Raw genomic sequence first — 26765 nt, 5'->3', positions numbered from 1 at the left:
CTTATTGTCAACCGCAGGGGATTGGGCTGCTATTACAAGCCGGGCCGGCCGTGATGCACAAGGCAGGCCCGGCAACATTGGGCGATTATCGGACAACTATGCGATTATCGCAATTTAGCGCTGAGGGCGATCTATCAACCACGTCCTCGGCGATGTTAAGCCGTTAATTTAATAGCTTGTTTCCTTGTTGAGTTTATGACGCCAGAATTTCAGCAAATACTGACGCGTCGACGTAACAAAACACTCACACAAAGTTGACGGTTTTTAACTTTATGCCGATAGTGTTATTCAAATGCGCCGCTATAATGCATCCTGTGCGGAGGAGAGCCCGGTTTCATATTGAGGCTGGAACTCGCCAAACCATGCACAGGCCGTGCATGGACGATCGCAACTACCTGCCTGGAATGACCGCCCAACAGTGGCCTCCCGTTTTCATTCAAACTTGAACACTTCGTGGGTTCAAGTTGGAACAACCCGAGGGCGACATTCAGGCCAAACACTGCAATGTACTTACACCCAACTCAATTAGGTAACAACGTGACGAAAGATGAACTGCGCGCGGAACTTGAGCGCCAGGAGCAACGTTACAAGGACGTTTACGGCGGGGAAGTCACCACCTACGCCGCCCAGCCTGAACCTGAACGCAAACCATGGCGCAAGCGAGCCAGCCTGCTCGACCAGGCATTTGCCCAGGAAATCCAAAAGATTGAACAGGAACTCAAGGCCGAAGAGCCATAAGCGCTTCGGATCGAGTCCAGGGCCCTGCCTGCAGCGATGCCATTTAGCCATCCTCCAGCCGACCTGAATCCCACCATCGCCTGTAAAATTTCATACAAATGTTTCAGGCATGACGATTTGGTGACAAAACCCTGTCCTTTCAGCCCTGCGCTTTATAAATCAAAGACTTGCCAAAGCCCCGAAAACCCTGGGATCGCCAGCTTTTGCCCCTGGCGATTCGATGAAGATTGATACCGATGAGCAGCTAGTGCATCGATTACCGAGGTTTTCTGGCATAATCGCGCCCCCTTACGACCGGGTCAGAAAACCTTCATGATCGATTTATTCAGCGGACTGGATGCTTGGGTTCTCGTGAGCCTGTTGCTCGCCCTGGCCTTTGTCCTCGCCTTCGAGTTCATCAATGGCTTTCATGACACCGCTAACGCGGTGGCCACAGTCATCTATACCAAAGCCATGCCGCCGCATCTGGCCGTGTTCTTCTCCGGGGTGTTCAACTTCCTCGGCGTGTTGCTCGGTGGTGTCGGTGTCGCCTACGCCATCGTGCACCTGCTGCCCGTGGAGTTGCTGATCAATGTGAACACCGGCCATGGCTTGGCGATGGTCTTCTCGTTGTTAGCCGCGGCGATCACCTGGAACCTGGGCACCTGGTACTTCGGTATCCCCGCCTCCAGCTCCCACACCCTGATCGGTTCGATCCTCGGTGTCGGCCTGGCCAATGCCCTGATCAACGACATCCCCCTGGCTGACGGTGTGAACTGGCAGAAGGCCGTCGATATCGGCGCGTCCCTGGTGTTCTCGCCGATGGCCGGCTTCCTGGTCGCAGCCCTGGTGCTGATCGGCCTGAAATGGTGGCGCCCGCTGTCGAAGATGCACAAGACCCCGGACCAGCGCCGCAAGCTCGACGACAAGAAGCACCCGCCGTTCTGGAACCGCCTGGTCCTGGTGATTTCGGCCATGGCCGTGAGTTTCGTGCACGGCTCCAACGATGGCCAGAAAGGCATCGGCCTGATCATGCTGGTGCTGATCGGTATCGTGCCGGCGCAGTTCGTACTCGACCTGGGCAGCACCACCTACCAGATCGAGCGTACTCGCGACGCCACGCTGCACCTTAACCAGTTCTACCAGCGCAACCACGAGACCCTGGGTGAGTTCCTGGCCCTGGGCAAAAGCGTGAAAGACGACCTGCCGGGCAAGTTCCGCTGCAACCCGCAGCAGACCGAACCCACCATCAATGCCTTGCTGGATACCTTGAAAGGCGTCTCCGATTACCATTCCCTGAGTGCCGATCACCGCATCGAAGTGCGCCGCTACCTGCTGTGCCTGGACGACACCGCGAAAAAAGTCGGCAAGTTGCCGGGCCTGGAAGCGCGTGAGAAGTCCGACCTCGACAAACTGCGCAAGGACCTCACCGCCACCACCGAGTACGCGCCGTTCTGGGTGATCCTCGCGGTCGCACTGGCCCTGGGCCTGGGCACCATGGTGGGCTGGAAGCGTGTGGTACTGACGATCGGCGAGAAGATCGGCAAGCAGGGCATGACCTATGCCCAGGGCATGTCGGCACAGATCACCACCGCCACCATGATTGGCTTCGCCAATATCTTCGCCCTGCCGGTCTCCACCACCCACGTCCTGTCTTCCGGCGTAGCGGGCACCATGGTCGCCAACAAGAGCGGCCTGCAAGGTGGCACGGTCAAGACCATCCTGATGGCTTGGGTGTTGACCCTGCCTGCGACCGTGGGCCTCTCGGCCGGCTTGTTCTGGCTGGCCTCCAAGGCACTGGGCAACTGATCGCCAGGCGCTGACAAAAAAGGTGCGGCCTCTGTGAGGACCGCACCTTTTTTTATGGACCAGAATTGAACACCCAAAAAAAAAGGGCGACCGAAGTCGCCCAAAATGCCTTGCGTGCTCATGTAACCCGGAAAGACCTAAGGTTTTTTACGCTTGTTCGCGTCTTTCCAGATAAAAAATCCAAACCCTACAAAAAACAGCACCATGAGGCTTACAGTCAGCACTCCGGCGAATACCACATTATCGATAAACATGACCGGCCTCCTGCACTTGCCTTGTTGCGATAGGGCTAAGTTAATGGAGAAGGCGGATTGAAAAATTGACGGGGATCAATGTCGCCCGCGACGGGGCGTAAAGAAGGGCAGTAACTGACCTGCATCAATAGATGCAGGCCGTTTTAACGCTTTTTGGGTTTGTTCTTTGATTTTTTCTTGGCTTTGCCTAAAGGCATCGCCTGTTCGAACGCCTGGCGCACTTCATTCAGGCGCTTGTCATTCAGGTCATGCACGCGCTTGGCGCGCTCGGCGTTCAGGTCGATCAGCTTGTCGTCATCACTCATGGCTTGGCTTACGTCGTGGCGAGTAAGGCTCAATAATGCGGACTCCTGCGCCCGACGGCAAATCAACCGGCGACAAAAGGCCGAGCGACGCCCAAAATCGGCACTTTCCAACCACTCAAGGAGGCCCATCCAGGTGGCACTGCATAAGGATCTTCCGCCGCTGCTGGCCCTGCGCGCCTTTGAAGCCGTGGCCCGGCACTTGAGCTTTATCAAGGCCGCGCAGGAGTTGTCGGTAACCCAGAGTGCCCTGAGCCATCAGGTACAAAAGCTCGAACAGCACCTGGGTAAATCGCTGTTTATCCGACGCACCCGCGCGATCGATCTGACTGCAGACGGCCAGCAGTACTACGCCGAAATCCGTCCCGCCCTGGACGCCATTGCCGTCGCGACCCGCGCCCAACGGGTGGTGCCCGGCGCCACGGTGTTACGTGTCGGCCTGCTGGCGTCGTTCGCCACCTTGTGGTTGGCGCCGCGCCTGGCCGGTTTTCTCAATCGCTATCCGCATATCCAGGTGGAATTGCTGCCGGCGATTCAACTGGCGAACGTCGCGGCGGCCGAAGTCGACCTGGCCATTCGCTACGGCAAGGGCGACTGGCCCGACGTACAGGCCACACGACTGATGCCGGAGGTGATCTCTCCGGTGTGCAGCCCGGCATTCAAGGCCAGCCAAGTGCACAACGGTGCGCTGTTGATGGCCACTTCGCACCGGCCTTTTGAGTGGACGGACTGGTCTGGGCATTATCAAGTCGACCTCAAGCACCATCCGCGCGTCATGCTCCACGACTACAACATCGTGGTCGAAGCTGCGGTGGCCGGCCAGGGCATTGCCATGGGCCGTCATCGCTTGATCCAACGCAGGCTGGATGATGGCAGCCTGGTAGAAGCCTTCGATTGGCCGCCCTATCACAGTGAAATAGGCTACTGGTTGATTGCAGCGCAAGGCCCTGCCAGCGACGCCGCGCGGTGTTTCAGCGAGTGGTTGAAGGACATCTGCCGCGACACGTGAGTTATTTCGATACGTCGGATGAGATCTATCCGTTTGTCGACACTCCCCCCTGCCCCACATGCTGAAACCTCCTGACCCAAGAGGATTCACCATGAGCGACTCCCTCCGCCACCGCGTGCAAGCCCTCGGCCTGACGCTGCCATCACCCAGCCAACCGATTGCCAACTACATCAACCATGTGGTCAGCCAGAACCAGCTGTTTATCTCTGGGCAAATCCCGCTGATAGACGGCAAGCCTGCCTACGTGGGCCGCCTGGGCGAATCCCTCAGCGAGGAAGAAGGTATCCAGGCAGCGGAACTGGCTGCACTAGGCTTACTCGCGCAATTGAGCGATGCCCTGGGCGATGACCTGTCGCGCCTGGTGCGCATCCTGCGCCTGGGAGTGTTTATCGCCAGCAGCAGCGACTTCCAGCACCAGGGCGCCGTGGCCAATGGTGCGTCCAACCTGCTGGTGAATGCCCTCGGCGAAAAAGGCCGGCATGTGCGCACGGCAGTGGGCGTTTCAAGTCTGCCGGCCGGCGTGGCGGTGGAGGTTGACGGGATTTTCGAGTTGCAGCCGTGAGCCCGCTGCACGTGCAACATCTGCGCGAGGGCACTCCCGGCTGCCAATCGGGCATCGTGCACTTCAACTCTGCCGGTGCCTCCTTGCCGAGCCAGGCGACCCTTGACGCCATCATTGACCAACTACAACGCGAAGCCCGCGACGGCCCGATGGAAGCCGGCGAGCATGGCGCGTTGCTGGTAGAAAAAGCCCGCCGCGCGGCCGCGCAGTTGCTCAACGCGCCCACCCCATCGATTGCCTTTGCCAGCAGCGGCTCGACCGCCTGGAGCATGGCGTTCCAGGCCTTGGGCCCGTGGCAGCCGGGCGACCGCATTCTGGTAGGGCGCCACGAATGGGGCGGCAACCTGGCGAGCATGCAGTTGGCGGTGCAAGCCGGCGCGCGGGTGGACGTCATCCCCTGCGATGCCACCGGCGCGGTGTGCCCCGTGGCGTTGGAAGCAATGATCGATTCACGCGTAAAACTCATCGACCTCACCTGGCTCCCCGCCAACGGCGGCCTGATCAACCCCGCCCAGGCCATCGGCGAAGTGGCCAGGCGTCATGCCATTGCCTACTTTATCGATGCCGGCCAAGCCGTCGGCCAGGTGCCGGTGGACGTGCAGGCGTTGCAGTGCGACGTGCTCAAGGCGGCCGGGCGCAAGCACCTGCGCGGGCCACGGGGGACAGCGCTGCTGTATGTACGACCGGATTTCCTCCCACACTTGAACCCCGCCCAGCGCGACGTGTTTTCCGCCCCCTGGAGCGCCGACGGTTTCGACCTGCGCAACGACGCCCGACGCTTTGAAACCAGTGAGGCGTCCTTTGCCCTGTTGGCGGGCCTGGGCAATGCGCTGCAGGAGATGAATCAATTGGGGATCGAGCGTGTATGGGAACGCATCACGCACACCAGCAGGCGAATCCGCGAAGCATTGCGTGGGATTCCCGGCGTGTCGCTGCATGACCTGGGCACGCTTCAATCAGGCCTGATCGCCTTCAACCTCGCCGGCTGGGACGCCTTCGAACTCAAGCGACAATTGGGATTGAAACGGATCAATATCGGCGCCAACGGTGTGGCCTACACCCCGTTGGATATGCAGGCCCGTGGCCTGACCAGCATTGCGCGGATCTCCGTCAGCCCCTTCAACAACGAGCGTGACATCGAATTGCTGATCGCGGCTCTGGAGGAACTGCGCGGTTAAACCTCGACGTCCACCCACAAACCCTGGCGCGGCGCGTCTTCGATCAGCGGCACGACCGGTACGGTGTTGTCGGCATTGAGCAGGTCGCCCGGGATCGCCAAGTGCTGATCCGGGTCTTCATCGGCTTCGCGCCGGCGTTTCTGCTGTTCCTGCTGGCGGCGTTGCTCTTCACGCAACAACAGGGTCGACTGCTCGGCATCGCCCTTTTTCAGGTCGATGGTGCTTTCGTTGGAGCCCGCTTGCACAGGAACCACGGGCGGAATATCGGGTTTCTGACGGACCGGGTCGAGTTGCGACGTAACCGGTACGACGCTGACGGGCAGCATAGGTGGAAGCATGATAGTTGTTCTCCTGTCAGCAGGCTGTCGGCGGGCCGCGCGGCGACTTGAGCGCAGGTTTGCCAACCTGTGACCCAGTCGACACTCACAAGTGCCCGCCACCCGTCGATTGCGTGCTCACCCGGCCAACCAAACGGCGTAGTTTTTGTCAGAGTCCTTGGGCGTGGGGCCTTGTTCCGTTAACATAGTCGGCTTTTTCACGGCGGGAGTCAGGCAGCATGGCGCAGCAGTATCAACCGGGGCAACGCTGGATTAGTGACAGCGAAGCAGAGCTGGGGTTAGGCACCGTTCTGGCACAGGACGGCCGCTTGTTGACCGTGCTCTATCCGGCCACTGGCGACACCCGCCAGTATGCGCTACGGAATGCGCCCCTCACCCGTGTGAGGTTCTCGCCGGGTGACTCCATCACCCATTTCGAAGGCTGGAAAATGACCGTGCAGGAAGTCGACGACGTCGACGGCCTGCTGGTCTACCACGGCCTCAATGGGCAGAACGAGCAGGTCACCCTGCCGGAAACCCAGCTCTCCAACTTTATCCAGTTCCGCCTGGCCAGCGACCGTCTGTTCGCCGGGCAGATCGACCCGCTGGCCTGGTTCTCGCTGCGCTATCACACCCTTGAACACACCAGCCGCCAATTGCAATCCTCGCTGTGGGGCCTGGGTGGCGTGCGTGCGCAACCTATTGCCCACCAATTGCATATCGCCCGTGAAGTCGCTGACCGTATCGCACCACGGGTCTTGCTGGCGGACGAAGTGGGCCTGGGTAAGACCATCGAAGCCGGCCTGGTGATCCATCGCCAACTGCTGTCGGGCCGCGCCAGCCGAGTCCTGATCCTGGTACCGGAAAACCTGCAGCACCAGTGGCTGGTGGAAATGCGCCGCCGCTTCAACCTGCAAGTGGCGCTGTTCGATGAAGAACGCTTTATCGAAAGCGATGCCGCCAACCCGTTCGAAGACACCCAACTGGCCCTGGTCGCGCTGGAGTGGCTGGTGGACGATGAGAAGGCCCAGGACGCACTGTTCGCCGCCGGCTGGGACCTGATGGTGGTCGACGAAGCCCACCACCTGGTCTGGCATGAAGACAAAGCCAGCCCGGAATACGCGCTGGTCGAGCAGCTTGCCGAAGTGATTCCCGGCGTGCTGCTGCTCACCGCCACTCCGGAACAGCTGGGCCAGGACAGCCACTTCGCGCGCCTGCGCCTGCTGGACCCGAACCGTTTCCACGACCTGCACGCCTTCCGTGCCGAAAGCGAGAACTATCGCCCGGTGGCCGAAGCCGTGCAGGAGTTGCTCGACAAGGGCCGCCTGTCGCCTGCCGCGCACAAGACCATCCAGGGTTTCCTCGGCAACGAAGGCGAAGCGCTGCTGACCGCCGTCAACGATGGCGACGCCGAAGCCAGTGCGCGCCTGGTGCGTGAACTGCTCGACCGCCACGGCACCGGCCGCGTGCTGTTCCGTAACACCCGTGCCGCCGTGCAGGGCTTCCCGGAGCGTAAGCTGCACGCCTACCCGCTGCCGAACCCGGACGAATACCTCGAGTTGCCCCTGGGCGAACACGCCGAGCTGTACCCGGAAGTCAGCTTCCAGTCGCAACCGGACATCGACGAAGAAAACCGCTGGTGGCGCTTCGACCCGCGCGTCGAATGGCTGATCGACCAGTTGAAAATGCTCAAGCGCACCAAGGTCCTGGTGATCTGCGCCCACGCCGAAACCGCGATGGACCTGGAAGACGCCCTGCGCGTGCGCTCCGGCATCCCGGCCACGGTATTCCACGAGGGCATGAACATCCTCGAGCGTGACCGCGCCGCCGCTTACTTCGCCGATGAGGAATTCGGCGCCCAGGTACTGATCTGCTCGGAAATCGGCAGTGAAGGCCGCAACTTCCAGTTCTCCCACCACCTGGTGCTGTTCGACCTGCCATCCCACCCCGACCTGCTGGAACAGCGGATCGGCCGTCTGGACCGGATCGGCCAGAAACATGTGATCGAACTGCACGTGCCCTACCTGGAAACCAGCCCGCAACAGCGCCTGTTCCAGTGGTACCACGAAGCCTTGAACGCGTTCCTCAACACCTGCCCGACCGGCAACGCCTTGCAGCATCAGTTCGGCCCGCGCCTGCTGCCGCTGCTGGAAAACGCCGACGACAGCGAGTGGCAAGCCCTGATCGACGAGGCCCGTGCCGAGCGCGAGCGCCTGGAGCAGGAACTGCACACCGGCCGCGACCGCCTGCTGGAGCTCAACTCCGGTGGCGCCGGTGAAGGTGATGCGCTGGTGGAGGACATCCTCGAGCAAGACGACCAGTTCGCCCTGCCGATCTACATGGAAACCCTGTTCGACGCCTTTGGCATCGACAGCGAAGACCATTCGGAAAACGCGCTGATCCTCAAGCCCAGCGAGAAGATGCTCGACGCCAGCTTCCCCCTGGGCGACGACGAAGGCGTGACCATCACCTACGACCGTAACCAGGCGCTGTCCCGTGAAGACATGCAGTTCATCACCTGGGAACACCCAATGGTGCAGGGCGGCATGGACCTGGTGCTGTCCGGCTCCATGGGCAACACCGCCGTGGCGCTGATCAAGAACAAGGCGCTCAAGCCGGGCACCGTGTTGCTGGAGCTGCTCTACGTCAGCGAAGTGGTCGCGCCCCGCGCGCTGCAACTGGGCCGTTACCTGCCTCCGGCGGCACTGCGCTGCCTGCTGGACACCAATGGCAACGACCTGTCCGGCCGCGTCTCGTTCGAAACCTTGAACGACCAGCTGGAAAGCGTGCCTCGGGCCAGCGCCAACAAGTTCGTGCAGGCCCAGCGCGATCAACTCACACCGCGGATCAATGCCGGTGAAGAGAAGATCACGCCGCGTCACGCCGAACGTGTGGCCGAAGCCAAGCGTCGCCTGGCGGCAGACACCGACGAAGAACTGGCGCGCCTGACCGCGTTGCAAGCGGTCAACCCGACCGTTCGCGACAGCGAGCTGGTCGCCCTGCGCAACCAACGTGAGCAAGGCCTGGCCATGCTCGACAAGGCGGCGCTGCGACTGGAGGCGATTCGGGTGTTGGTAGCGGGTTGATTACCGCCCTGCCCTGTTGAATAGAGGCCCGCGCACTGCGGGCCTTTTTTATTCGCTTGAGAACAGTGTTGGCATTGCGGGCCTTATCGGGGCAAGCCCCCTCCCACATTGATCGGTGACCGACATGACAACGCGGTCTACTGTGGGAGGGGGCTCACCCCGATGGCGTCACCGCAGAATCAAGCCAACGCGGCCGCAGCCGGCACCTCAACCCCCTTCAACCCCTCCTTCATCCGCTTGGCATCACGCACAAAACTGCGTGACGCCTGGAACAGGAACAGCATGGTCAAGAACAGCGCCACCGGAATCAGGTACATCGCGTCATGCAAGCCCACCGCCTTGTAAGCCTCGGTCATCTGCTCGGCCCCCGCCGCATACATCGCCGCATGGGCAAAATGGTCGGACAACCCGCCCACCACAATCGGCCCCATGCCCCCGCCCAGCAAGTACAAACCGGCAAAGAACAACGCCATCGCCGTGGCCCGCAGGCGCGGCTCGACCACGTCCTGGATCGCCGTGTACACACAGGTGTAGAAGTTATACGCAAACAACCAGCCCACACTGAACAGCGCCACAAACACGCCGATCTCGATGCGCCCGGCATGCAGGGCCCAGGCGGTGGTGACGGTGGAGATGATCAGGCTGCACGCCGCAAACAGCAGTCGGCCATTGGCAACGCGTTGATGGATCTTGTCGGCAATCCAGCCCCCCAAGGTCAGGCCCACCAGGCCGGTCAACCCGACGATGACGCCGGTGGCGACCGCCGCGTCCTGCAGTGGCAGGAGGAAATAGCGCTGCAGCATCGGCACCAGGAACGAGTTGCACGCATAGGTGGCGAAGTTGAAGCACAACCCGGCCAGCACCAGCCACAGGAAGGTCGGCACGGCCAGCACGCGGCGAATCGGGCGATCGACGCGCTCCTGGGAGACTTGTACGGCTTCGGCGGCGCCGCGCTTGGGTTCCTTGATATAGAACATGAACACCGCAAGGATCAGCCCCGGCACGGCGGCGATGAAGAACGGCGCGCGCCAGCTGTCGAAGGCCTTGACCATCCAGCCGATGGTGAAGAACGCCAGCAACAGGCCCAAAGGCAGGCCCAGCATGAAAATCCCCATGGCCCGGGCGCGGCGGTGCGCCGGGAACAGGTCGCCAATCAGCGAGTTGGCAGCCGGCGCATAGCTGGCTTCACCGATACCGATGCCCATGCGCACCAGCAAAAACGTCCAGAAACTGCCAACCAGGCCGTTGACCGCTGTCAGCCCGCTCCACGCGAACAGGCCCCAGCCCATCAGTTTGCTGCGCGAGCCGGTATCGGCCAGACGCCCCAGCGGCAGGCCGGCAATGGCATAAACGATGGTGAAGGCGGTGCCGATGATGCCGAGCTGGAAGTCGCTCAGGTGCCATTCCATACGGATCGGTTCGATGATGATCGCCGGAATGGTGCGGTCGAAGAAGTTGAACAGGTTGGCGAGGAACAGCAGGAACAGAATGCGCCAGGCATTCGCCGCTTGGGTCGAGTTCTGCATGGGTCCGTCTCTTTTATTGTTATGAGAGCTGCGATGCCCGATGCATCCCGCCCGGTACCTGCAACATAGTCAGGCGAGCCGTGGTTGTCTGTAATGATTCGTAAAGCTGATAGGGCATGATTTCACCCGACAACACGGGACTTTGCCGACAAAAATATAAGTGCCTGCCCCCCTTCCCAACGGCCATGACCCGATTAGAATGGCGAGCCTTCCAGTAGTACCCCACTCTACTTTTCTTATCGATGACGCCCATGTCCGAAGCCAGTCCGTGTCTGAGTTGCGGTGCCTGCTGTTCACACTTTCGTGTGTCTTTCTTCTGGGGTGAGTGCGCCTCCTCGGGGGGTACGGTGCCTGATGACCTGGTGGTGCAGATCAACCCGACCCGCGTGGCAATGATCGGCACCGACCAGAAGCCCGCGCGCTGCTGCAGCCTTGAAGGCGAAGTCGGCAAAGGTACGAGCTGCTCGATTTATGAGCAACGCTCAAGCCCCTGCCGGGAATTCGAAGCTTCATGGAGCCAGGGCGAGCAGAATGTCGATTGCGACGCGGCCCGTGCTGCGTTCGGCCTGCCACCGTTACAAGCACCGTTCGAGTTGGAATTGCCCATCAGCGCTTAGCACTAATTGCTATGCACGGCATGCCAAAATCATTCCGAGCAAAGTGCCATTATCGCTGGAAAATCCCGCGAGGCTTCTATACTCGACCTCATAGGTCATTGCCGTAGGCTGTGACGTGACGCTATGACGGGACATGCTATGGAATGGCTAGGTCTGCACTTTTTTACCGACCTCCCAGCGAACGGGCACTTATTACTCAACTGCAGTCATAACCCTTTTCTGGTGCTGCTGGCCTATCTGGTCGCCTGTGCGGCGGGGTTCGGCACCCTGGACATGGCCGAACGGGTTGGCCATGTCGAAGACCCTACCGCTCGCCGCCATTGGCGTTGGCTGGGTGCCGGTTGCCTGGCAGGGGGTATCTGGTCCACTCATTTCATCAGCATGCTGGCCTTCCAGGCCCCCATCGCGATTCACTACGACCTGCTCATGACGTTCGCCTCGCTGGTCATCGCCCTGATCGCCTCGTTGTTCGCCATGCAAACCCTCGGTCACACCAGACTGCGGTTTAACCAATACCTGCTGGCATCGCTGTGGATGGGCATCGGCATCGCCCTGATGCATTACGTCGGCATGTCGGCCATGCGTTCCCAGGCCCAGGCGTATTTCGAGTCGGGCCTGCTGCTCGCCTCGGTGGGCATCGCCATTGGCGCCAGCCTGGCCGCTCTGTTGTTGTCGAGCTACCTGCGTACCGGCGCCGGCGTCTTCCATCAACTGCTCAAATACGCCGCCAGCCTGATGTTGGGCGCAGGCATTATCAGCATGCACTTTACCGGCATGGCCGCCATGCAACTGATCGTCCCCACCGGCGCCGATCTCTCGTTACCACTGAACAATAACCCTATCCAACTGGGCCTGTCGGTCGCCGTGATCACCCTGCTGGTGATCGGCAGCAGCATCAGCGCCGCGCTGGCGGACAAGAAGCTGCAGCACAAGGAGCGCGACCTGCGTCGGGTCAACGCGCTGCTCAGCGAACTGGACCAGGCCCGCGCCTCCCTGCAACAGGTGGCGCATTACGATGCGCTGACCGGCCTCCTTAATCGGCGCGGCTTCAATCAGATTTTTGCGGAAAAAATCGCCGAAAAAACGGCTTCAAACGGCATGATGGCGGTTATTTTCCTCGATATCGATCACTTCAAACGCATCAACGACAGCCTCGGCCATGACGCTGGGGATCAATTGCTCAGCGTGCTCGCCAGCCATATCAAAGGCTCCGTGCGCAGCCATGCGGACGTGGTCGCACGGTTTGGCGGCGATGAGTTCTGCATCCTGATCAGCGTTCACCACCGCGACGAAGCGCGACACCTGGCCCAGCGCATCATGCAGAAGATGAAGGACCCGGTCGAACTCGCCGGCCGCCGTATGGTGATGACCACCAGCATCGGCATCAGCCTGTTTCCGGAGGATGGCCTGACCTGCGAAGAGCTGCTCAAAAATGCCGACCTGGCGCTGTACCAGTCCAAGGACATGGGACGCAATGGCCTGAACTTCTTCAGCTCCAACCTGAAGACCCGTGCCTTCCTCGAACTGCAATTGGAAGAAGAGCTACGCAGCGCCCTGCGCGCCCAGAACCAGTTGGTACTGTTCTACCAACCGATCTTTGACATGAAGCTGGGCAAAGTGACACGCCTGGAGGCCCTGGTGCGCTGGCAGCATCCGCAACAGGGGCTGCTGACCCCAGACCGGTTTATCGGAATTGCCGAAAGCAACGGGCTGATCGCCGAACTCGACCACTGGGTCTTGCGCCAGGCCTGTCATGACTTGAGCCTGCTCTCCGACCGAGGCTATACCGAACTGACCATGACAGTGAATTGCTCGGCCCTGAACCTGGCCCGCGATGAGCTGGCGGATGAGATCGAAGATGCGCTGCGCTTCAGCGGGATCGGCGCCAACCGCCTGGAGCTGGAAGTGACCGAAAATGCCTTGATGGGCAATATCAGCAGCACCCTGGCCCTGCTGCGGCAAATCCGCGCGCTGGGCGTGTCGCTGGCCATCGACGACTTTGGCACCGGCTACTCCTCACTCGCCTACCTCAAGCGCCTGCCGCTCAACACCCTGAAGATCGACCGCTCGTTTATCCAGGACATTCCCAAGTCGACCGCCGACATCGAGATCGTCCAGGCGATTATCGGCATGGCTCACACCCTGCACCTGCAAGTGGTGACCGAAGGAGTGGAAACCCAGGCCCAATTCGATCTGCTGCTCAACCATGGCTGTGATTTCGTCCAGGGCTACCTGTTGAGCCCGGCGGTGCCCGCCAGTGAAATAATGGGTGCAATGCAGGGCATCGACAGACGCAACCCGCTCAACTCATCCAACGTGGCGGGAACCAAGGACACGCCCCTGAAAAAAGAGCTCTCCTTGAGCCGCTCCGTACCCCACTCCATCGTCAGACCCATTCGCTGAGGTCCAATCTTTGGCATTTCGCCATCATTTACCTAAAGATCGCCGACAAACGGCCGATCCATCAGAGTCCGGCCAGGTTTTTCCTGAGCACACAGGGTCAGCCTGAGCGTTCCGGACAAGGACGCACTGTAAAGTCGCGAACTCCCATTCCGTGATGGCCATTTGATACTTTTCAGCCATCCTCCCAGGCACATGGCGCACAATGACTTCTAAAAATAACCCAGCCACCGTGGTATCCGATGTGTTGCTCCCAGCTCCTGCGGACAAGCCCTCAGGTTCAAAGTCATTGAGCACCGCCCGCCCGCTGGCCACCCAGCAATACCTGTACTTCACCGAAACCAATACCGACCGCATCCTCGATAACCTCGACGGCCTGCGCGACATGGTGTTCCCGCGCCCGCCTCACCTGGAAGGCGACAGCGAGCAGCACAGCGAGCAGGAATTCCCCTCGGTCTGCCTGATCGGCCTGGGCCGCTGCGGTTCGAACATCGCGCTGGACGTGGCGGAGCTGGTGTACAACGCGCGCAAGTTCTACCTCAACGAATTCAGCACCGAAGACAAATCCTTGGATAAGGGCTACAGCCCGGCCCAGTGGATTCGCAACAACCTGCGCCTGGGCGGCGGCAAGGCCAGCAAGCCGGTGTTCCTGGTGGAACCGCTGGTGATGCTCGGCGACCTGGACAAGGACATCGCCGGGCGTATCCGTTTCTCGCGCAAGGGCGAAAAAAGCGGCTTCCTGCGCGACTACAGCAAGATGAAAATCATGGACCTCTCCGAAGTCCATGCCGGTGGCGCCGGTAACGCGCCGATCCTCGGCCAGTACCTGGCCAAGATCATCCTGAACAAAGACACCCAGCGCTTTTCCAGCCCCGACTGGAAGATGATCCACTCGTACCTGATCGACTCCTGCGGCATCAAGGCCAACCAGTCGCGCCTGTACTTCTCGATCTTCAGCGCCGGCGGCGGTACCGGTTCGGGCATGGCCTCGGAATTCGGCCTGGCGCAGCAGCATTCGTACATGAACAAGACGTTCGACACCAAGCCCGCCGACGAGCACGACAGCAAAAGCGGCCACGCCTTCGTGTTCGAACCGATCTTCACCAGCGGTATTTGCGTGCTGCCGAACATCTCCGACCACCGCAGCGAAATGTCCGAGGCGCTGCACATCAACGCCGGACGCTTGCTGTGCAAGTACCTGTCGGAAGAATGGGACTTCTCATACAACTTCGACAATGAAGACAGCAGCGAAGCCAGCGTAAAGGGGCGTATCCGGCCGTGGAACGCGATGATGCTGATCTCCAACGACATCATGCGCTACGCCGAAGAGAGCGATGACGGCAATATCCAGAACATTGACGTCAATGCCATGGAAAAACACGCCAACCAGTACATCTCCCAGCAGATCTTCAACATCCTCACCGCCCAGGCCGTGACCACCGACTACGACCAGAACTACTTCCGTCGCGCCGGCATCGACATCGGCGAAACCATCCGCCTGGACGCCAATGACCTGTTCATGAGCCTGGCCGGGCCGGTGGCGATTGCCTACGCCGAATCCGTAGTACCGGAAACCCCGGCGCCGTCCAATGACAAGTTCAAAGTCTTCGAGAAAGAGCCCCAGCGCCTGAACATCGATGACCTGTTCTTCCGCTCCATCGACCTGCCGCATTTCAACAAGGTCACCCAGGCCATCGAAGGCATCAGCCTGTTGCCGATCGAGTCCAAGCGCTACAAGGCGTCCCTGGAGCAATACAAGAACTCCGGCTACGATGCGGCGGCGCTGCATGACCTGCACTTTTTCAAGAACTGCTCGTCGGTGGTGTCGATCGTCTCGCTGCCCAAGGACTACAAGCTGTCCTACATGGACCTGAACCGGCTCAAGACTCACCTCAACAGCCTGTTCCCCAACACCACCCTCAAGCGCTATGCCCTGGTAATCGGCGCGTCCGCCAACCTGTCGCTGACCACCCTGATCGCCAAGAGCCCGTGCCTGTCGGATGACTTCCTAACGCTGATCGTGGCCTTTATCAAGCGTTGCTTTGCACGCAACCCGTACCGCTTCGACGACACCCTGGACAACTCGATCCTGGATTTCATCATCCACGAGGACTTCGACGAAGACCGCATCGACGAGTTGCTCAACGAGTTTGAAAACCCGGCGAAGATCCTCGATACCAACTGGTACGCGATCAAGCCGATGTATGAGAAGAAGTACCGCGAGTTGATCAACGACAAAGAGAAGTTCGTGTCGATCAATGACATTCGCCTGTCACGGGATTGCGTGAAGAAGGCGATCAAGTACTTGCGCGAGATCTACCGTCACCGCATCGGCAAGACCAAGGTTATTTCGTTGAATAACCACACCGGCAAGACCGCCTAGCCCAGTGTGACGGCGCCGCCTGGCGCCGTTGCAACCTCAGTGCGTCATGCGTTGGCGCAGGAACGCGATGATGGTCTTTTCGTCGGCGCGTCTTGCAGGCCGGGGCAAATGCTTCGGCCAGCCGGAATTTTTTGCGCCGAAGAACCGCTTCTGCTCCGCCTCATCCCAGCCACGAATCTCCCGCGAAGCCGATTCCCACCACCCGTGTCGGCACACGTCGTAGTACGGATGCGCAGGCGCCGAACTGCCGTAGAGCAAGTCACGACCGACCTTTTTCAGGTGCTTGCGCTGATTGCGCAGCTTCCACTTGATGCGCAGCCGCTGCCAGGGCGAGGGCACCGGCTTGACTCGCGGCACATCCCTGCATCGCGCGACCAGCTCGGGGCCGAATGCCTCACCGTGAAGGGTGAAGAAGTGCGCTTGCATGGCATGGAAGAAGCGCTTATCGGCGAAGTAGTGATGAACGAATTTATGCGCCTCGCGCACCTTTTGGTCGCGCATCGCGAAGGAAATCGCGATTTGCTCGATGGTGTGAATATCGAACGAGTTCCGCGTCCACTCGTCGATCAGGCGGATAGAGGCTTCGAGCAGCGGCGCATCGCTGGCACGCACGCCGCACAGACCACTGTTATAGAGCTTGAAGCTGTTATCCGCAGAGATGCCATGGGCCTGCAGGTGCTCGCCCAACTTGAGATAGTCAGGGCGCTTGCAGACATAGCTCCAGTCGTATTCGAAGCCGTCCATCACATACTGGCCCGGCTCTATCAGTTCGAACACACGATGGGGGGACTTGAGGAACAGCGTGTCGGTGTCAACGAAGAGGGTCTTGTCCGCCCGCATAAGCCCTTGGGCGATCGCGCAGGCCTTGCGGCGATGAGGGTAACCGTTTTCACCCTGCCATTGGGCCAGGGTCTGCTCGTCCAGGGCGATGGTTTCAACCGGCCAGCCCATGTAGTCCTGAGGCCGATCGGTCATGACCCGGATGCACAGCGACTCGCCCGGTTTGAGTTGGGACAGGGCGGTGAGGATGCTGAACTTGGCTTCGCGCCGATAAACGTCCTGGCGACCGTAGATAAGGTAAAGCAGTTGGTGCGAAGGCTTCGCTAAGGGGGACAGCGCTGACGGCATGACTAGCTCCGGGTGACAAGCGGCGAACTTTACCGGAATTCGCCGTTTCCTACGCCGCGATCTGACAGGCACCACCCTTTTATTCACACTGAGAAACAATTCTCCGGCCTATTCAACGGCGAGAAAACTGTTCCCATGACGTGCGCGTCACCCAGCGCTGTGACCTTTCTTCACGGCAAGATGCCATCACGGCAACAGCGGTTACTCAGCTACACACTTTTAAAACGGAAAATAACGCACCTTTTCAGTGCAACCCTTTATCACGCCGCCCTTTCCTGGATCAGTATCCACGGCGAAACCACCACCGCCCACAAGCTCGGATCGCGCTCCACCAGGTCCAATGCCCGCGGTGCAGACACTTCGCCAAGGCTGCCCGCAGCCAGCCAGGCAGCGACTTTGTCGCGATTGTCCTCGGCCATTCCCTCGGCGGCTTCGATCAAATCCAGGCTTGGGTCGACCCACAATAGGGCACCTTTGGCAAAGAACGGTTCAAGCTCTTTCCAGGAGATTTCGGCGGTTTCACCGAGCAGCTTGGCATAGAGGGTGCTAGGTTCTTGCGTCATGGGAGTTCACCTGAAGAAAAAATCGGCGCAATCATAACGTCACGCTTCAGGCAGAAAAACCCAGTTGCAAATGCGTTATCGATTGAAAGTGTCAGGAAAGCCAAGGAATGCGCGAGAGTCAGGCATTACCCCCGCCGCAATTCTGTCTTTTTCTTTCATTTAAGCGACACCCCCGGGGTTTGCCCCCGGCAGCCAGCTTTTCAAGCGATCAACCGGCGCTCTACACTGTACCGGTACAGTTGCCAGGGCACTGCCGGGGGGATATCCGAGATATCCGATCCGGTTCTGCAGCTCACAAGGCCGCTAGAACTATAAAAAATACAACAGTAAGAGTGGAGCACTATGAATAAGGCTACTAAGCAGATTTCCAAACTGTTTGCCGCTATGGTCCTGGCTGGGGTTGCCGGCCATTCGTTCGCAGCCGACACCATCAAGATCGGCATCGCCGGTCCAAAGACTGGTCCTGTAACGCAATACGGCGACATGCAATTCATGGGTGCCAAGCAGGCCATCGCCGACATCAACGCCAAGGGCGGCGTCGACGGCAAGATGCTCGAAGCCAAGGAATACGACGACGCCTGCGATCCTAAACAAGCCGTGGCCGTGGCCAACAAAGTGGTCAACGACGGCGTCAAGTTCGTGGTCGGTCACCTCTGCTCCAGCTCCACTCAGCCTGCGTCCGACATCTATGAAGACGAAGGCGTGATCATGATTACCCCGGCAGCCACCAGCCCGGAAATCACCGCCCGTGGCTACAAGCTGATCTTCCGCACCATCGGCCTGGACAGCGCCCAAGGCCCGGCGGCCGGCAACTACATCGCCGACCACGTGAAGCCGAAAATCGTTGCCGTCCTGCACGACAAGCAGCAATACGGTGAAGGTATCGCCACCGCCGTCAAACAGACCCTTGAGAAGAAAGGCACCAAGGTTGCCGTCTTCGAAGGCCTGAACGCCGGCGACAAAGACTTCTCCTCGATCATCCAGAAGCTCAAGCAAGCCAACGTCGATTTCGTCTACTACGGCGGCTACCACCCGGAGCTGGGCCTGATCCTGCGCCAAGCCAAGGAAAAAGGCCTGAACGCCAAGTTCATGGGCCCTGAAGGTGTCGGCAACGACTCCATCTCGCAAATCGCCCAGGGCGCTTCCGAAGGCCTGCTGGTAACCCTGCCGAAATCCTTCGATACCGACCCGGCCAACAAAGCCATCGTTGAAGAGTTCGCCAAGAACAAGCAGGACCCAACCGGTCCGTTCGTGTTCCCGGCCTACTCGGCCATTGAAGTCATCGCCGGCGGCATCAAGGCCGCCAAGAGCGAAGACACCGCCAAAGTGGCCGAAGCCATTCACGCGGGCACCTTCAAGACCCCTACCGGCGAGCTGAGCTTCGACGCCAAGGGCGACCTGAAGGACTTCAAGTTCGTGGTCTACGAATGGCACTTCGGCAAACCAAAAACCGAAGTTTCCCCTCAGTAAGCCAGGCGTTACTGGTCCAACAAGCCCACTGTGAGAGCAGTGGGCTTTGTTTTACGAGGTTTATGGGCCTGTCACCCGCGATCCGGGCGCTGGCTCACCTGAAAATCTTAAAACCGTCACCAGCGGTTCGCTGGCAAACGCTTTGTGCAAATGTGCTCACAGAACACAGCACGGGGCCGGAACATGACTCCACCAGTGAAATGCGTATCGGGTTTTTAGGAGCGCTGTAATGCCTGAGATCTATCATTTTTTCCAACAGCTGGTTAATGGGCTGACCATTGGCAGCACCTATGCCTTGATAGCCATTGGCTACACAATGGTTTACGGCATCATTGGAATGATCAACTTCGCCCATGGCGAGGTATACATGATTGGTTCCTACGTGGCCTTCATTGCCCTTGCCGGGCTGGCCATGATGGGTATCCACTCCCTGCCGCTGTTGATGACCGCCGCGTTCCTGGCGTCGATCGTCGTAACCAGTGCCTATGGCTACAGTATCGAGCGCGTTGCCTACCGTCCCTTGCGTGGCAGCAACCGTTTGATCCCGCTGATTTCCGCCATCGGCATGTCGATTTTCCTGCAGAACACCGTATTGCTGTCCCAGGACTCCAAGGATAAATCCATCCCCAACCTGATCCCGGGGAGCTTCTCCTTCGGTCCGGGCGGTGCGGAAGAAGTGTTGATTTCCTACATGCAGATCCTGGTCTTCGTCGTCACCCTGGTGGCCATGCTGGGCCTGACCCTGTTCATCTCCCGCTCCCGTCTGGGGCGCGCCTGCCGGGCCTGCGCCGAAGACATCAAGATGGCCAACCTGTTGGGCATCAATACCAACAACATCATCGCCCTGACCTTCGTGATCGGTGCCGCACTGGCAGCCGTCGCGGCCGTACTGCTGAGCATGCAGTACGGCGTGATCAACCCCAACGCCGGGTTCCTGGTAGGCCTCAAGGCCTTTACCGCAGCGGTATTGGGCGGCATCGGCAGTATTCCGGGCGCGATGCTCGGCGGCCTGGTGCTGGGGGTGGCCGAGGCGTTTGGTGCCGATATTTTCGGCGACCAATACAAGGACGTCGTCGCGTTCGGCCTGTTGGTTCTGGTGCTGTTGTTCCGTCCGACCGGCATCCTGGGCCGTCCGGAGGTTGAGAAAGTATGAGCAGATATCTTAAATCGGCGTTTTTCAGCGCCTTGCTGGTGTGGGCGGTGGCCTTCCCGGTACTCGGCCTCAAGCTGAGCATTGTCGGCATCAACCTGGAGGTGCATGGCACCGGCCCCGTGACGCTGACCATCATCGCCCTGTGTTCGGTGCTGATGTTCCTGCGCGTGCTGTTCACCCAGCAGGTCGGCGCACTGTTCAAGCGCAACCGTGGCCCGCTGGTCTCGCCCAAGGTCAGCCAATTCCTGACCCTGCCACGCACGCAGCGCTACATCATCATCGGCCTGATCGTGGCCGCGTTGATCTGGCCGTTCTTCGGCTCGCGCGGTGCGGTCGACATTGCCACCCTGATCCTGATCTACGTGTTGCTGGGCCTGGGCCTGAACATCGTAGTGGGCCTGGCCGGCCTGCTCGACCTGGGTTATGTGGGCTTCTACGCCGTGGGTGCCTACACCTACGCGCTGCTGTCGCACTACCTGGGCTGGAGCTTCTGGATCTGCCTGCCGCTGGCCGGCATGGCGGCGGCCACGTTCGGCTTCCTGCTGGGCTTCCCGGTATTGCGCCTGCGTGGTGACTACCTGGCCATCGTGACCCTGGGCTTCGGGGAAATCATCCGTCTGTTCCTGCGTAACCTGACCGACATCACCGGTGGCCCCAACGGCATCAGCAGCATCCCCAAGCCGACGTTCTTCGGGCTGTCGTTCGACCGCACCGCTGCCGAAGGCATGCAGACGTTCCACGAGTACTTCGGGATCGACTACAACCCGGTGAGCAAAGTGGTGTTCCTGTACCTGGTGGCGCTGTTGCTGGCGCTGGCGGCACTGTTCGTGATCAACCGCTTGCTGCGCATGCCGATCGGCCGTGCCTGGGAAGCGTTGCGCGAAGATGAAATCGCCTGCCGTGCCCTGGGCCTGAACCCGACCATCATCAAGCTCTCCGCCTTCACCCTGGGTGCCGCGTTCGCCGGTTTTGCCGGCAGCTTCTTCGCCGCGCGCCAAGGCCTGGTGACCCCGGAGTCGTTCACCTTCATCGAGTCGGCGATCATCCTCGCCATCGTCGTGTTGGGTGGCATGGGCTCGCAGCTGGGCGTGATCCTGGCGGCGATCGTGATGATCCTGCTGCCGGAAATGATGCGTGAGTTCAGCGAATACCGCATGTTGATGTTCGGCGCCATGATGGTGCTGATGATGATCTGGCGACCTCAAGGCCTGCTGCCCATGCAACGTCCACACATGGAGCTGCGCAAATGAGCCGCGAGATCCTGAAAGTCGAAAACTTGAGCATGCGCTTCGGCGGCTTGCTGGCGGTCAACGGCGTCGCCCTGACCGTGAAAGAGAAACAGGTGGTTGCGCTGATCGGCCCCAACGGCGCCGGCAAGACCACGGTGTTCAACTGCCTCACCGGTTTCTACAAGCCGAGTGGCGGCAGCATCCTGCTGGACGGCCAGCCGATCCAGGGCCTGGCCGGCCACGAGATTGCCCGCAAGGGCGTGGTGCGCACCTTCCAGAACGTACGGCTGTTCAAGGACATGACGGCGGTCGAGAACCTGTTGATCGCCCAGCACCGTCACCTGAACACCAACTTCTTTGCGGGCCTGTTCAAGACCCCGGCGTTCCGCAAGAGCGAGCGCGAGGCCATGGAATACGCTGCGTACTGGCTGGACAAGGTCAACCTCACCGAGTTCGCCAACCGCCCCGCCGGCACCCTGGCCTATGGTCAGCAACGTCGCCTGGAAATCGCTCGCTGCATGATGACCCGTCCGCGGATCCTGATGCTCGACGAACCGGCCGCCGGCCTGAACCCCAAGGAAACCGAAGACCTCAAGGCGCTGATCGGCGTGTTGCGTGAGGAAAACAACGCCACGGTGCTGTTGATCGAACACGACATGAAACTGGTCATGAGCATTTCCGACCATATCGTGGTGATCAACCAGGGCACGCCGCTGGCGGACGGGACGCCGGAGCAGATCCGCGACAATCCTGAAGTGATCAAAGCCTATCTGGGGGAAGCGTAAAATGCTGCAATTCGAAAACGTTTCCACTTTCTACGGCAAGATCCAGGCCTTGCACAGCGTCAACGTCGAAGTGCGCCAGGGTGAGATCGTCACGCTGATCGGCGCCAACGGCGCCGGCAAGTCGACCTTGCTGATGACCTTGTGCGGCTCGCCGCAGGCCCACAGCGGCAGCATCCGCTACATGGGTGAAGAGCTGGTGGGCCAGCAGTCGTCGCACATCATGCGCAAGAGCATTGCCGTGGTGCCGGAAGGCCGGCGGGTGTTCTCGCGCCTGACCGTGGAAGAAAACCTGGCCATGGGCGGGTTCTTCACCGACAAGGGCGACTACCAGGAGCAGATGGACAAGGTGCTGCACCTGTTCCCTCGCCTCAAGGAGCGCTTCAGCCAGCGCGGCGGCACCATGTCCGGCGGCGAGCAGCAAATGCTCGCCATCGGCCGGGCGCTGATGAGCAAGCCCAAGCTGTTGCTGTTGGACGAACCCTCCCTGGGCCTGGCACCGATCATCATCCAGCAGATCTTCGACATCATCGAACAACTGCGCAAGGACGGTGTAACGGTGTTCCTGGTGGAGCAGAACGCCAACCAGGCGCTGAAAATCGCTGACCGCGCCTACGTGCTGGAAAACGGCCGGGTGGTGATGCAGGGCACTGGCGAGCAGCTGCTGACCGATCCGAAGGTGCGTGAGGCGTACCTGGGCGGCTAAGAGACGGTGGCTGGATAAGCCGGGTCTCATGTGGGAGGGAGCAAGCTCCCTCCCACATTTTTTTGCATTGTTTGAAATTATTTCGTCTGGCCTTGTAACGAACACCCCCCTCCCGCCTCTAGTGGTGCAAGCAGGCATTCAAGCCCGCTCCTCAACCTACTGCTGGAGATCCACCATGACCACCAAACTGTCTGCCGCTTCCCTCGTCCTCGCCCTGAGTTCGGCCTTGAGCCTATCCGCCCTGACCACCAGCGCCCACGCTGCCGACGACATGCAGAAGTGCTTCGGCGTCGCTGAAGCCGGCAAGAACGATTGCGCCGCCGGTGCCGGCACGTCCTGCGCCGGCACCTCGAAGACCAAGGATCAGGCCAACGCCTGGAAACTGGTACCGGCCGGCACCTGCACCCAAACCCCAAGCTCCACCTCGCCGACCGGCTTCGGCCAGGAAGCCGCCTTCACCGCCAAGTCCTGACCCCTGCCTGGCCTGAGTACGGATGATGACGCTTTCACTCCTGCCCACAGTCTCACCGATTCAGATGCCCGGGCTCCCCTATCGGACCGGGCTGGGGCTGAAGCACGAGCACTTCAAGGAAGTGCTCGATACTTCGCCCGACATCGGTTTTTTTGAAGTGCACGCCGAAAACTACATGGTGGCCGGCGGCCCGTTTCATCACTACCTGGGGTTGATTCGCGAACGCTACCCCCTGTCGTTGCACGGCGTGGGCCTGTCCATCGGTGGCGAAGGCCCGCTCAACCGTGAGCACCTGGGGCGCTTGGCCGCATTGATCGAACGCTACCAACCCCACTCATTTTCCGAACACCTGGCGTGGTCCAGCCACGGCCCGGTGTTTCTCAACGACCTGCTGCCCCTGGCTTATGACGCCACCACCTTGAGTCGAGTTTGCGAGCACGTCGACCAGGTACAGAGCACCCTCAAGCGGCCGATGCTGCTGGAGAATCCATCGACCTACCTGCAGTTCCAGCGCTCGACCCTGGACGAGACCGACTTCATCAGCGAGATCATCCGCCGCACCGGCTGCGGCCTGCTGCTGGACGTGAACAACGTCTACGTGTCGTGCATAAACCACCAGCGCGACCCTCTGGCCTACATCCACGCCCTACCATTGCGCGCCGTGGGTGAGATTCATCTGGCCGGCTTCGCCGAAGACACCGACAGCCTGGGCGATCGCCTGCTGATCGATGACCATGGCGCGCCCATCGATAACGCGGTGTGGCTGCTGTACGAACACGTACTCGCGCTGACGGGCCCGGTCGCAACCCTGATCGAGCGCGACAACCAAGTGCCGGCCTTCAGCGTGCTATGCGCGGAAGCCCAGCACGCTGAACGGTACTTATCGCAGGTCCACCCATGAGCCTTCACGACGCCTTTTCCAGCGCCTTGCTGGCGCCCGGCCAACCTTGCCCCGACGGCCTGTTCAGCAGCAACGGGGCCGACCCGGCCAGTCGTTTTGCGGTGTATCGCAACAATGTTCACAACTCGTTGATCAATGCGCTGGCAACCGCATACCCCGTAACCGCGCAATTGGTCGGCGATGAATTTTTCCGCGCCATGGCCGGCATTTTCGTCCAGGCCTACCCGCCCGCCAGCCCGCTGATCAGCGAGTACGGCGGCACATTCGCCGACTTTATCCAAGGTTTTGAACCGGCCGCCAGCGTGCCCTACCTGGCCGATGTCGCCCGGTTGGAACGCTTGCGGGTTCGCGCTTATCACGCAGCGGATACAGCCGTGGTGGATCCGCAAGCCGTTCTGCAGCAACTGCAAGCCCACACGAAGCCGGGGGCGCTGCATCTGCAACTGCACCCGTCCGTTGGCACATTGAATTCCGCCTACGCAGTGGTTGCAGCATGGGCGGCACACCAGACCGAGGGCGCCCTGGCCACCCTGGATCCCTGGCATGCCCAGAGCGCGCTGGTGTTGCGCCAAGGGTTGAGCGTCAAGGTCTTCGCCATCGACGGCGGCTCGGTCGCCTTTATCAATAGCCTGAAACGCGGCTCGGCGCTGGAAATGGCCGTCGCAAATGCCCTCGAGGCCAGCGCCGAATTCGACCTGCACCAATGCCTCACGCTGCTGATCAACCACGACGCACTCAGTCATCTGCTCCCAGAACAACAGGTATCGCCATGAACACTTCCGCTTCGTGCCTGATCAAGCAGGCCATCGCGCTTTTCGAGAAAATCCCTTACAGCCTGATCGCGTTTATTGCGCGCTTCTCAATAGCGGCGGTGTTCTGGAAGTCCGGGCAAACCAAGGTCGAAGGCCTTGCCATTGACCTGATCAACGGCACGTTCGAACTCGGTCCCCCCAAACTCGCCGCCTCGACATTGCCGCTGTTTCGCAGTGAATACCACGTGCCATTGCTGTCGCCGGAAGTCGCCGCGCACATGGCGGCGTTTGCCGAGCACTTTTTCCCGGTGCTGATCCTGGTGGGCCTGGCCACGCGCTTCTCAGCCCTGGCCTTGATCGGGATGACCCTGGTCATTCAGTTGTTCGTCTACCCGGACGCCTACCCCACCCACGGCACCTGGATGGCGCTGCTGTTGCTTTTAGTCGCCAAAGGCCCGGGCAGCCTGTCTATCGATCACCTGATTGCGCGCCGCTACCGTTAAAGCCGATCCAGCGCCTCGCCGCTGCGCTTGAACCAGTCCACCAGGTAGTCGGCCAATACTTGGGTACGTCTCGGCAGGCCGCCTTGATAAGGATGGACCAGGTACATCGGCATACTCCGCGTCTGGTAATCACGCAGGAGCCAACGCAATCGGCCGTCAGCCAATTCCGTGGGCAGCACGTAGGACGGCAAGCGGGCGATTCCGGCCCCTACCAGGGCGGCCTTCTTCAGCAAGTTGTAATGGTTGGAGGCAAAGGTGCCGCTCACCCTCACCCGCAACAACTCGTGCTGCTGGTGATAAAGCCATTCCTCGCGACCGCTGTAGTGGCTGTTGAGTAAACAGCTGTGCGCCGCAAGATCCCCAGGGGTCAGGGGTTCGCCATGTTGCTTCAGGTAAGCGGGACTGGCGCAGGTCATCTCGTGCCAGGCCAGCAGCGGCCTGGCCACCAGACGCTCGTTTTCAATCACCCCCGAACGCACCCCCAGGTCAAAGCCGTCTCGCGCCAGGTCTCGGTAGCTGTTGTTGAGCTCCAGCTCGATCTGCACCTGGGGATACTGCTTGGAAAACTCCAGCAACAAACCATCGAAGAAGGTTTCCCCTAATGAAACCGGAACCGTCATACGCACAGGCCCGGCCAAATCGTCCTTGAGACGCGCCAATGCCTGTCGGGCGCGATCCACCTGCACCACCAGCGCTTGCGCCTGGGGCAACAGCGCCGCACCGGCGGCGGTCAGGCTGAGCCTGCGTGTGGTGCGGTGCAGCAAGACCACGCTGAACTGCGCTTCCAAATGGCTGATGCGCTTGGACAACTGGCCCTTGCTGCAGCCCAGTTGCTCGGCCGCCACGGTAAAACTGCCGGCTTCGATCAGTACGGCAAAGGCCGCCAGGTCATCCATCTCGCTCATGGACTGTTTCCATTTGAAAACCAAAGGTTGCCTATTAGCAC

The 26765-nt window shown here is 60.4% G+C and carries 25 protein-coding genes; 18 read left to right on the top strand and 7 right to left on the bottom strand.

Going from position 1 to position 26765, the window contains the following annotated elements; translation table 11 throughout:
* The first annotated feature begins 537 nt into the window (after nucleotides 1-537).
* Together J1N02_RS20725 and J1N02_RS20720 are read left to right on the top strand one after the other, a co-directional pair.
* Complete coding sequence (locus tag J1N02_RS20725) at nucleotides 538-738, top strand: hypothetical protein (RefSeq protein ID WP_003172389.1); 201 nt, start codon at nucleotides 538-540, stop codon at nucleotides 736-738.
* Between the two features lie 312 nt (nucleotides 739-1050).
* Complete coding sequence (locus tag J1N02_RS20720; RefSeq protein WP_027604410.1) at nucleotides 1051-2526, top strand: inorganic phosphate transporter; 1476 nt, start codon at nucleotides 1051-1053, stop codon at nucleotides 2524-2526.
* A 137-nt stretch (nucleotides 2527-2663) separates the two neighbouring features.
* On the opposite strand, the gene ccoM is transcribed toward J1N02_RS20720, so the two are convergent.
* Both ccoM and J1N02_RS20710 read right to left on the bottom strand, forming a co-directional pair.
* The gene (gene ccoM / locus J1N02_RS20715; protein ID WP_017530457.1) at nucleotides 2664-2780 is read right to left on the bottom strand and encodes a cytochrome c oxidase subunit CcoM; all 117 of its coding nucleotides are present in this window, start codon (nucleotides 2778-2780) and stop codon (nucleotides 2664-2666) included.
* Nucleotides 2781-2923: 143 nt separating this feature from the next.
* Nucleotides 2924-3118, bottom strand: coding sequence for a hypothetical protein (locus tag J1N02_RS20710; RefSeq protein ID WP_131697188.1), 195 nt, complete (start codon nucleotides 3116-3118; stop codon nucleotides 2924-2926).
* A gap of 100 nt (nucleotides 3119-3218) precedes the next feature.
* Between J1N02_RS20710 and J1N02_RS20705 the strand changes: the two genes are divergently transcribed.
* The 3 genes from J1N02_RS20705 (at nucleotide 3219) to J1N02_RS20695 (ending at nucleotide 5831) form a co-directional block, all read left to right on the top strand.
* Nucleotides 3219-4091 (top strand): LysR substrate-binding domain-containing protein, encoded by an 873-nt coding sequence (locus tag J1N02_RS20705; RefSeq protein ID WP_092356497.1) that lies wholly within the window; start codon nucleotides 3219-3221, stop codon nucleotides 4089-4091.
* Nucleotides 4092-4182: 91 nt separating this feature from the next.
* Nucleotides 4183-4653 (top strand): RidA family protein, encoded by a 471-nt coding sequence (locus tag J1N02_RS20700; protein ID WP_027604412.1) that lies wholly within the window; start codon nucleotides 4183-4185, stop codon nucleotides 4651-4653.
* The gene (locus tag J1N02_RS20695; RefSeq protein WP_092356494.1) at nucleotides 4650-5831 is read left to right on the top strand and encodes an aminotransferase class V-fold PLP-dependent enzyme; all 1182 of its coding nucleotides are present in this window, start codon (nucleotides 4650-4652) and stop codon (nucleotides 5829-5831) included. The genes J1N02_RS20700 and J1N02_RS20695 overlap by 4 nt, the downstream gene beginning before the upstream one ends.
* Here the strand turns inward: J1N02_RS20695 and J1N02_RS20690 are convergent.
* A complete protein-coding gene (locus J1N02_RS20690; RefSeq protein WP_027604414.1) occupies nucleotides 5828-6169 on the bottom strand; it encodes a hypothetical protein in 342 nt (113 codons plus the stop codon). The two genes, J1N02_RS20695 and J1N02_RS20690, sit on opposite strands and share 4 nt — an antisense overlap.
* 218 nt (nucleotides 6170-6387) lie before the next feature.
* Between J1N02_RS20690 and rapA the strand changes: the two genes are divergently transcribed.
* Nucleotides 6388-9234, top strand: coding sequence for an RNA polymerase-associated protein RapA (rapA, locus tag J1N02_RS20685; RefSeq protein ID WP_027604415.1), 2847 nt, complete (start codon nucleotides 6388-6390; stop codon nucleotides 9232-9234).
* 179 nt (nucleotides 9235-9413) lie between these two features.
* Here the strand turns inward: rapA and J1N02_RS20680 are convergent, their stop codons facing one another.
* The gene (locus tag J1N02_RS20680; RefSeq protein ID WP_421147676.1) at nucleotides 9414-10760 is read right to left on the bottom strand and encodes a spinster family MFS transporter; all 1347 of its coding nucleotides are present in this window, start codon (nucleotides 10758-10760) and stop codon (nucleotides 9414-9416) included.
* Between the two features lie 251 nt (nucleotides 10761-11011).
* Between J1N02_RS20680 and J1N02_RS20675 the strand changes: the two genes are divergently transcribed.
* From J1N02_RS20675 to J1N02_RS20665, 3 genes are all read left to right on the top strand, one after another.
* A complete protein-coding gene (locus tag J1N02_RS20675) occupies nucleotides 11012-11377 on the top strand; it encodes a YkgJ family cysteine cluster protein (RefSeq protein WP_027604417.1) in 366 nt (121 codons plus the stop codon).
* Nucleotides 11378-11515: 138 nt separating this feature from the next.
* Nucleotides 11516-13780 carry a putative bifunctional diguanylate cyclase/phosphodiesterase gene (locus tag J1N02_RS20670; protein WP_092356488.1) on the top strand — a complete coding sequence of 755 codons (2265 nt, stop codon included), beginning with the start codon at nucleotides 11516-11518 and terminating at the stop codon, nucleotides 13778-13780.
* Nucleotides 13781-13982: 202 nt separating this feature from the next.
* Nucleotides 13983-16160, top strand: a complete 2178-nt coding sequence (locus J1N02_RS20665; protein ID WP_027604419.1) for a hypothetical protein — start codon at nucleotides 13983-13985, stop codon at nucleotides 16158-16160.
* 36 nt (nucleotides 16161-16196) lie between these two features.
* Here the strand turns inward: J1N02_RS20665 and J1N02_RS20660 are convergent, their stop codons facing one another.
* Nucleotides 16197-17288, bottom strand: coding sequence for a hypothetical protein (locus J1N02_RS20660; protein WP_098480251.1), 1092 nt, complete (start codon nucleotides 17286-17288; stop codon nucleotides 16197-16199).
* Between the two features lie 260 nt (nucleotides 17289-17548).
* Nucleotides 17549-17851: a DUF2288 domain-containing protein gene (locus J1N02_RS20655; protein ID WP_027604421.1), complete on the bottom strand. Its 303-nt coding sequence runs from the start codon at nucleotides 17849-17851 to the stop codon at nucleotides 17549-17551.
* A gap of 342 nt (nucleotides 17852-18193) precedes the next feature.
* Between J1N02_RS20655 and J1N02_RS20650 the strand changes: the two genes are divergently transcribed.
* The 9 genes from J1N02_RS20650 (at nucleotide 18194) to J1N02_RS20610 (ending at nucleotide 25819) form a co-directional block, all read left to right on the top strand.
* Nucleotides 18194-19321, top strand: coding sequence for a branched-chain amino acid ABC transporter substrate-binding protein (locus tag J1N02_RS20650; protein WP_027604422.1), 1128 nt, complete (start codon nucleotides 18194-18196; stop codon nucleotides 19319-19321).
* A gap of 229 nt (nucleotides 19322-19550) precedes the next feature.
* Nucleotides 19551-20474 carry a high-affinity branched-chain amino acid ABC transporter permease LivH gene (gene livH / locus J1N02_RS20645; RefSeq protein WP_003172375.1) on the top strand — a complete coding sequence of 308 codons (924 nt, stop codon included), beginning with the start codon at nucleotides 19551-19553 and terminating at the stop codon, nucleotides 20472-20474.
* Nucleotides 20471-21724 carry a high-affinity branched-chain amino acid ABC transporter permease LivM gene (locus J1N02_RS20640; protein ID WP_027604423.1) on the top strand — a complete coding sequence of 418 codons (1254 nt, stop codon included), beginning with the start codon at nucleotides 20471-20473 and terminating at the stop codon, nucleotides 21722-21724. Before livH ends, J1N02_RS20640 begins: the two co-directional genes overlap by 4 nt.
* Nucleotides 21721-22488: a high-affinity branched-chain amino acid ABC transporter ATP-binding protein LivG gene (gene livG, locus J1N02_RS20635; RefSeq protein WP_027604424.1), complete on the top strand. Its 768-nt coding sequence runs from the start codon at nucleotides 21721-21723 to the stop codon at nucleotides 22486-22488. The genes J1N02_RS20640 and livG overlap by 4 nt, the downstream gene beginning before the upstream one ends.
* 1 nt (nucleotide 22489) lies before the next feature.
* Complete coding sequence (locus J1N02_RS20630) at nucleotides 22490-23191, top strand: ABC transporter ATP-binding protein (RefSeq protein WP_017844798.1); 702 nt, start codon at nucleotides 22490-22492, stop codon at nucleotides 23189-23191.
* Nucleotides 23192-23366: 175 nt separating this feature from the next.
* On the top strand, nucleotides 23367-23663 hold the full coding sequence (locus J1N02_RS20625; protein WP_092356485.1) for a DUF2282 domain-containing protein: 297 nt from the start codon (nucleotides 23367-23369) through the stop codon (nucleotides 23661-23663).
* A 22-nt stretch (nucleotides 23664-23685) separates the two neighbouring features.
* Nucleotides 23686-24564 (top strand): DUF692 domain-containing protein, encoded by an 879-nt coding sequence (locus J1N02_RS20620; RefSeq protein WP_421147675.1) that lies wholly within the window; start codon nucleotides 23686-23688, stop codon nucleotides 24562-24564.
* Nucleotides 24561-25337 (top strand): putative DNA-binding domain-containing protein, encoded by a 777-nt coding sequence (locus J1N02_RS20615; protein WP_421147674.1) that lies wholly within the window; start codon nucleotides 24561-24563, stop codon nucleotides 25335-25337. Before J1N02_RS20620 ends, J1N02_RS20615 begins: the two co-directional genes overlap by 4 nt.
* A complete protein-coding gene (locus tag J1N02_RS20610; protein WP_098480254.1) occupies nucleotides 25334-25819 on the top strand; it encodes a DoxX family protein in 486 nt (161 codons plus the stop codon). The genes J1N02_RS20615 and J1N02_RS20610 overlap by 4 nt, the downstream gene beginning before the upstream one ends.
* Here J1N02_RS20610 and J1N02_RS20605 read toward each other — a convergent pair.
* Complete coding sequence (locus J1N02_RS20605; protein WP_421147673.1) at nucleotides 25816-26724, bottom strand: LysR family transcriptional regulator; 909 nt, start codon at nucleotides 26722-26724, stop codon at nucleotides 25816-25818. The two genes, J1N02_RS20610 and J1N02_RS20605, sit on opposite strands and share 4 nt — an antisense overlap.
* Between the last annotated feature and the right edge of the window lie 41 nt (nucleotides 26725-26765).

The sequence above is a fragment of the Pseudomonas sp. NFX5 genome (genome assembly GCF_049132125.1).
Lineage (GTDB): Bacteria > Pseudomonadota > Gammaproteobacteria > Pseudomonadales > Pseudomonadaceae > Aquipseudomonas > Aquipseudomonas marginalis.
This window is presented reverse-complemented; position numbering and strand designations above follow the sequence as displayed.

What these genes read in the sequence shown, in the direction of transcription:
- J1N02_RS20670 (WP_092356488.1), top strand. Translation starts at nt 11,516, where the DNA reads ATGGAATGGCTAGGTCTGCACTTTTTTACCGACCTCCCAGCGAACGGG.
- J1N02_RS20680 (WP_421147676.1), bottom strand. Translation starts at nt 10,760, where the DNA reads ATGCAGAACTCGACCCAAGCGGCGAATGCCTGGCGCATTCTGTTCCTG.
- J1N02_RS20700 (WP_027604412.1), top strand. Translation starts at nt 4,183, where the DNA reads ATGAGCGACTCCCTCCGCCACCGCGTGCAAGCCCTCGGCCTGACGCTG.
- J1N02_RS20625 (WP_092356485.1), top strand. Translation starts at nt 23,367, where the DNA reads ATGACCACCAAACTGTCTGCCGCTTCCCTCGTCCTCGCCCTGAGTTCG.
- J1N02_RS20675 (WP_027604417.1), top strand. Translation starts at nt 11,012, where the DNA reads ATGTCCGAAGCCAGTCCGTGTCTGAGTTGCGGTGCCTGCTGTTCACAC.
- J1N02_RS20665 (WP_027604419.1), top strand. Translation starts at nt 13,983, where the DNA reads ATGACTTCTAAAAATAACCCAGCCACCGTGGTATCCGATGTGTTGCTC.
- J1N02_RS20605 (WP_421147673.1), bottom strand. Translation starts at nt 26,724, where the DNA reads ATGAGCGAGATGGATGACCTGGCGGCCTTTGCCGTACTGATCGAAGCC.
- ccoM (WP_017530457.1), bottom strand. Translation starts at nt 2,780, where the DNA reads ATGTTTATCGATAATGTGGTATTCGCCGGAGTGCTGACTGTAAGCCTC.
- J1N02_RS20650 (WP_027604422.1), top strand. Translation starts at nt 18,194, where the DNA reads ATGAATAAGGCTACTAAGCAGATTTCCAAACTGTTTGCCGCTATGGTC.
- J1N02_RS20630 (WP_017844798.1), top strand. Translation starts at nt 22,490, where the DNA reads ATGCTGCAATTCGAAAACGTTTCCACTTTCTACGGCAAGATCCAGGCC.
- rapA (WP_027604415.1), top strand. Translation starts at nt 6,388, where the DNA reads ATGGCGCAGCAGTATCAACCGGGGCAACGCTGGATTAGTGACAGCGAA.
- J1N02_RS20690 (WP_027604414.1), bottom strand. Translation starts at nt 6,169, where the DNA reads ATGCTTCCACCTATGCTGCCCGTCAGCGTCGTACCGGTTACGTCGCAA.
- livG (WP_027604424.1), top strand. Translation starts at nt 21,721, where the DNA reads ATGAGCCGCGAGATCCTGAAAGTCGAAAACTTGAGCATGCGCTTCGGC.
- J1N02_RS20610 (WP_098480254.1), top strand. Translation starts at nt 25,334, where the DNA reads ATGAACACTTCCGCTTCGTGCCTGATCAAGCAGGCCATCGCGCTTTTC.
- J1N02_RS20620 (WP_421147675.1), top strand. Translation starts at nt 23,686, where the DNA reads ATGATGACGCTTTCACTCCTGCCCACAGTCTCACCGATTCAGATGCCC.
- livH (WP_003172375.1), top strand. Translation starts at nt 19,551, where the DNA reads ATGCCTGAGATCTATCATTTTTTCCAACAGCTGGTTAATGGGCTGACC.
- J1N02_RS20660 (WP_098480251.1), bottom strand. Translation starts at nt 17,288, where the DNA reads ATGCCGTCAGCGCTGTCCCCCTTAGCGAAGCCTTCGCACCAACTGCTT.
- J1N02_RS20615 (WP_421147674.1), top strand. Translation starts at nt 24,561, where the DNA reads ATGAGCCTTCACGACGCCTTTTCCAGCGCCTTGCTGGCGCCCGGCCAA.
- J1N02_RS20655 (WP_027604421.1), bottom strand. Translation starts at nt 17,851, where the DNA reads ATGACGCAAGAACCTAGCACCCTCTATGCCAAGCTGCTCGGTGAAACC.
- J1N02_RS20720 (WP_027604410.1), top strand. Translation starts at nt 1,051, where the DNA reads ATGATCGATTTATTCAGCGGACTGGATGCTTGGGTTCTCGTGAGCCTG.
- J1N02_RS20640 (WP_027604423.1), top strand. Translation starts at nt 20,471, where the DNA reads ATGAGCAGATATCTTAAATCGGCGTTTTTCAGCGCCTTGCTGGTGTGG.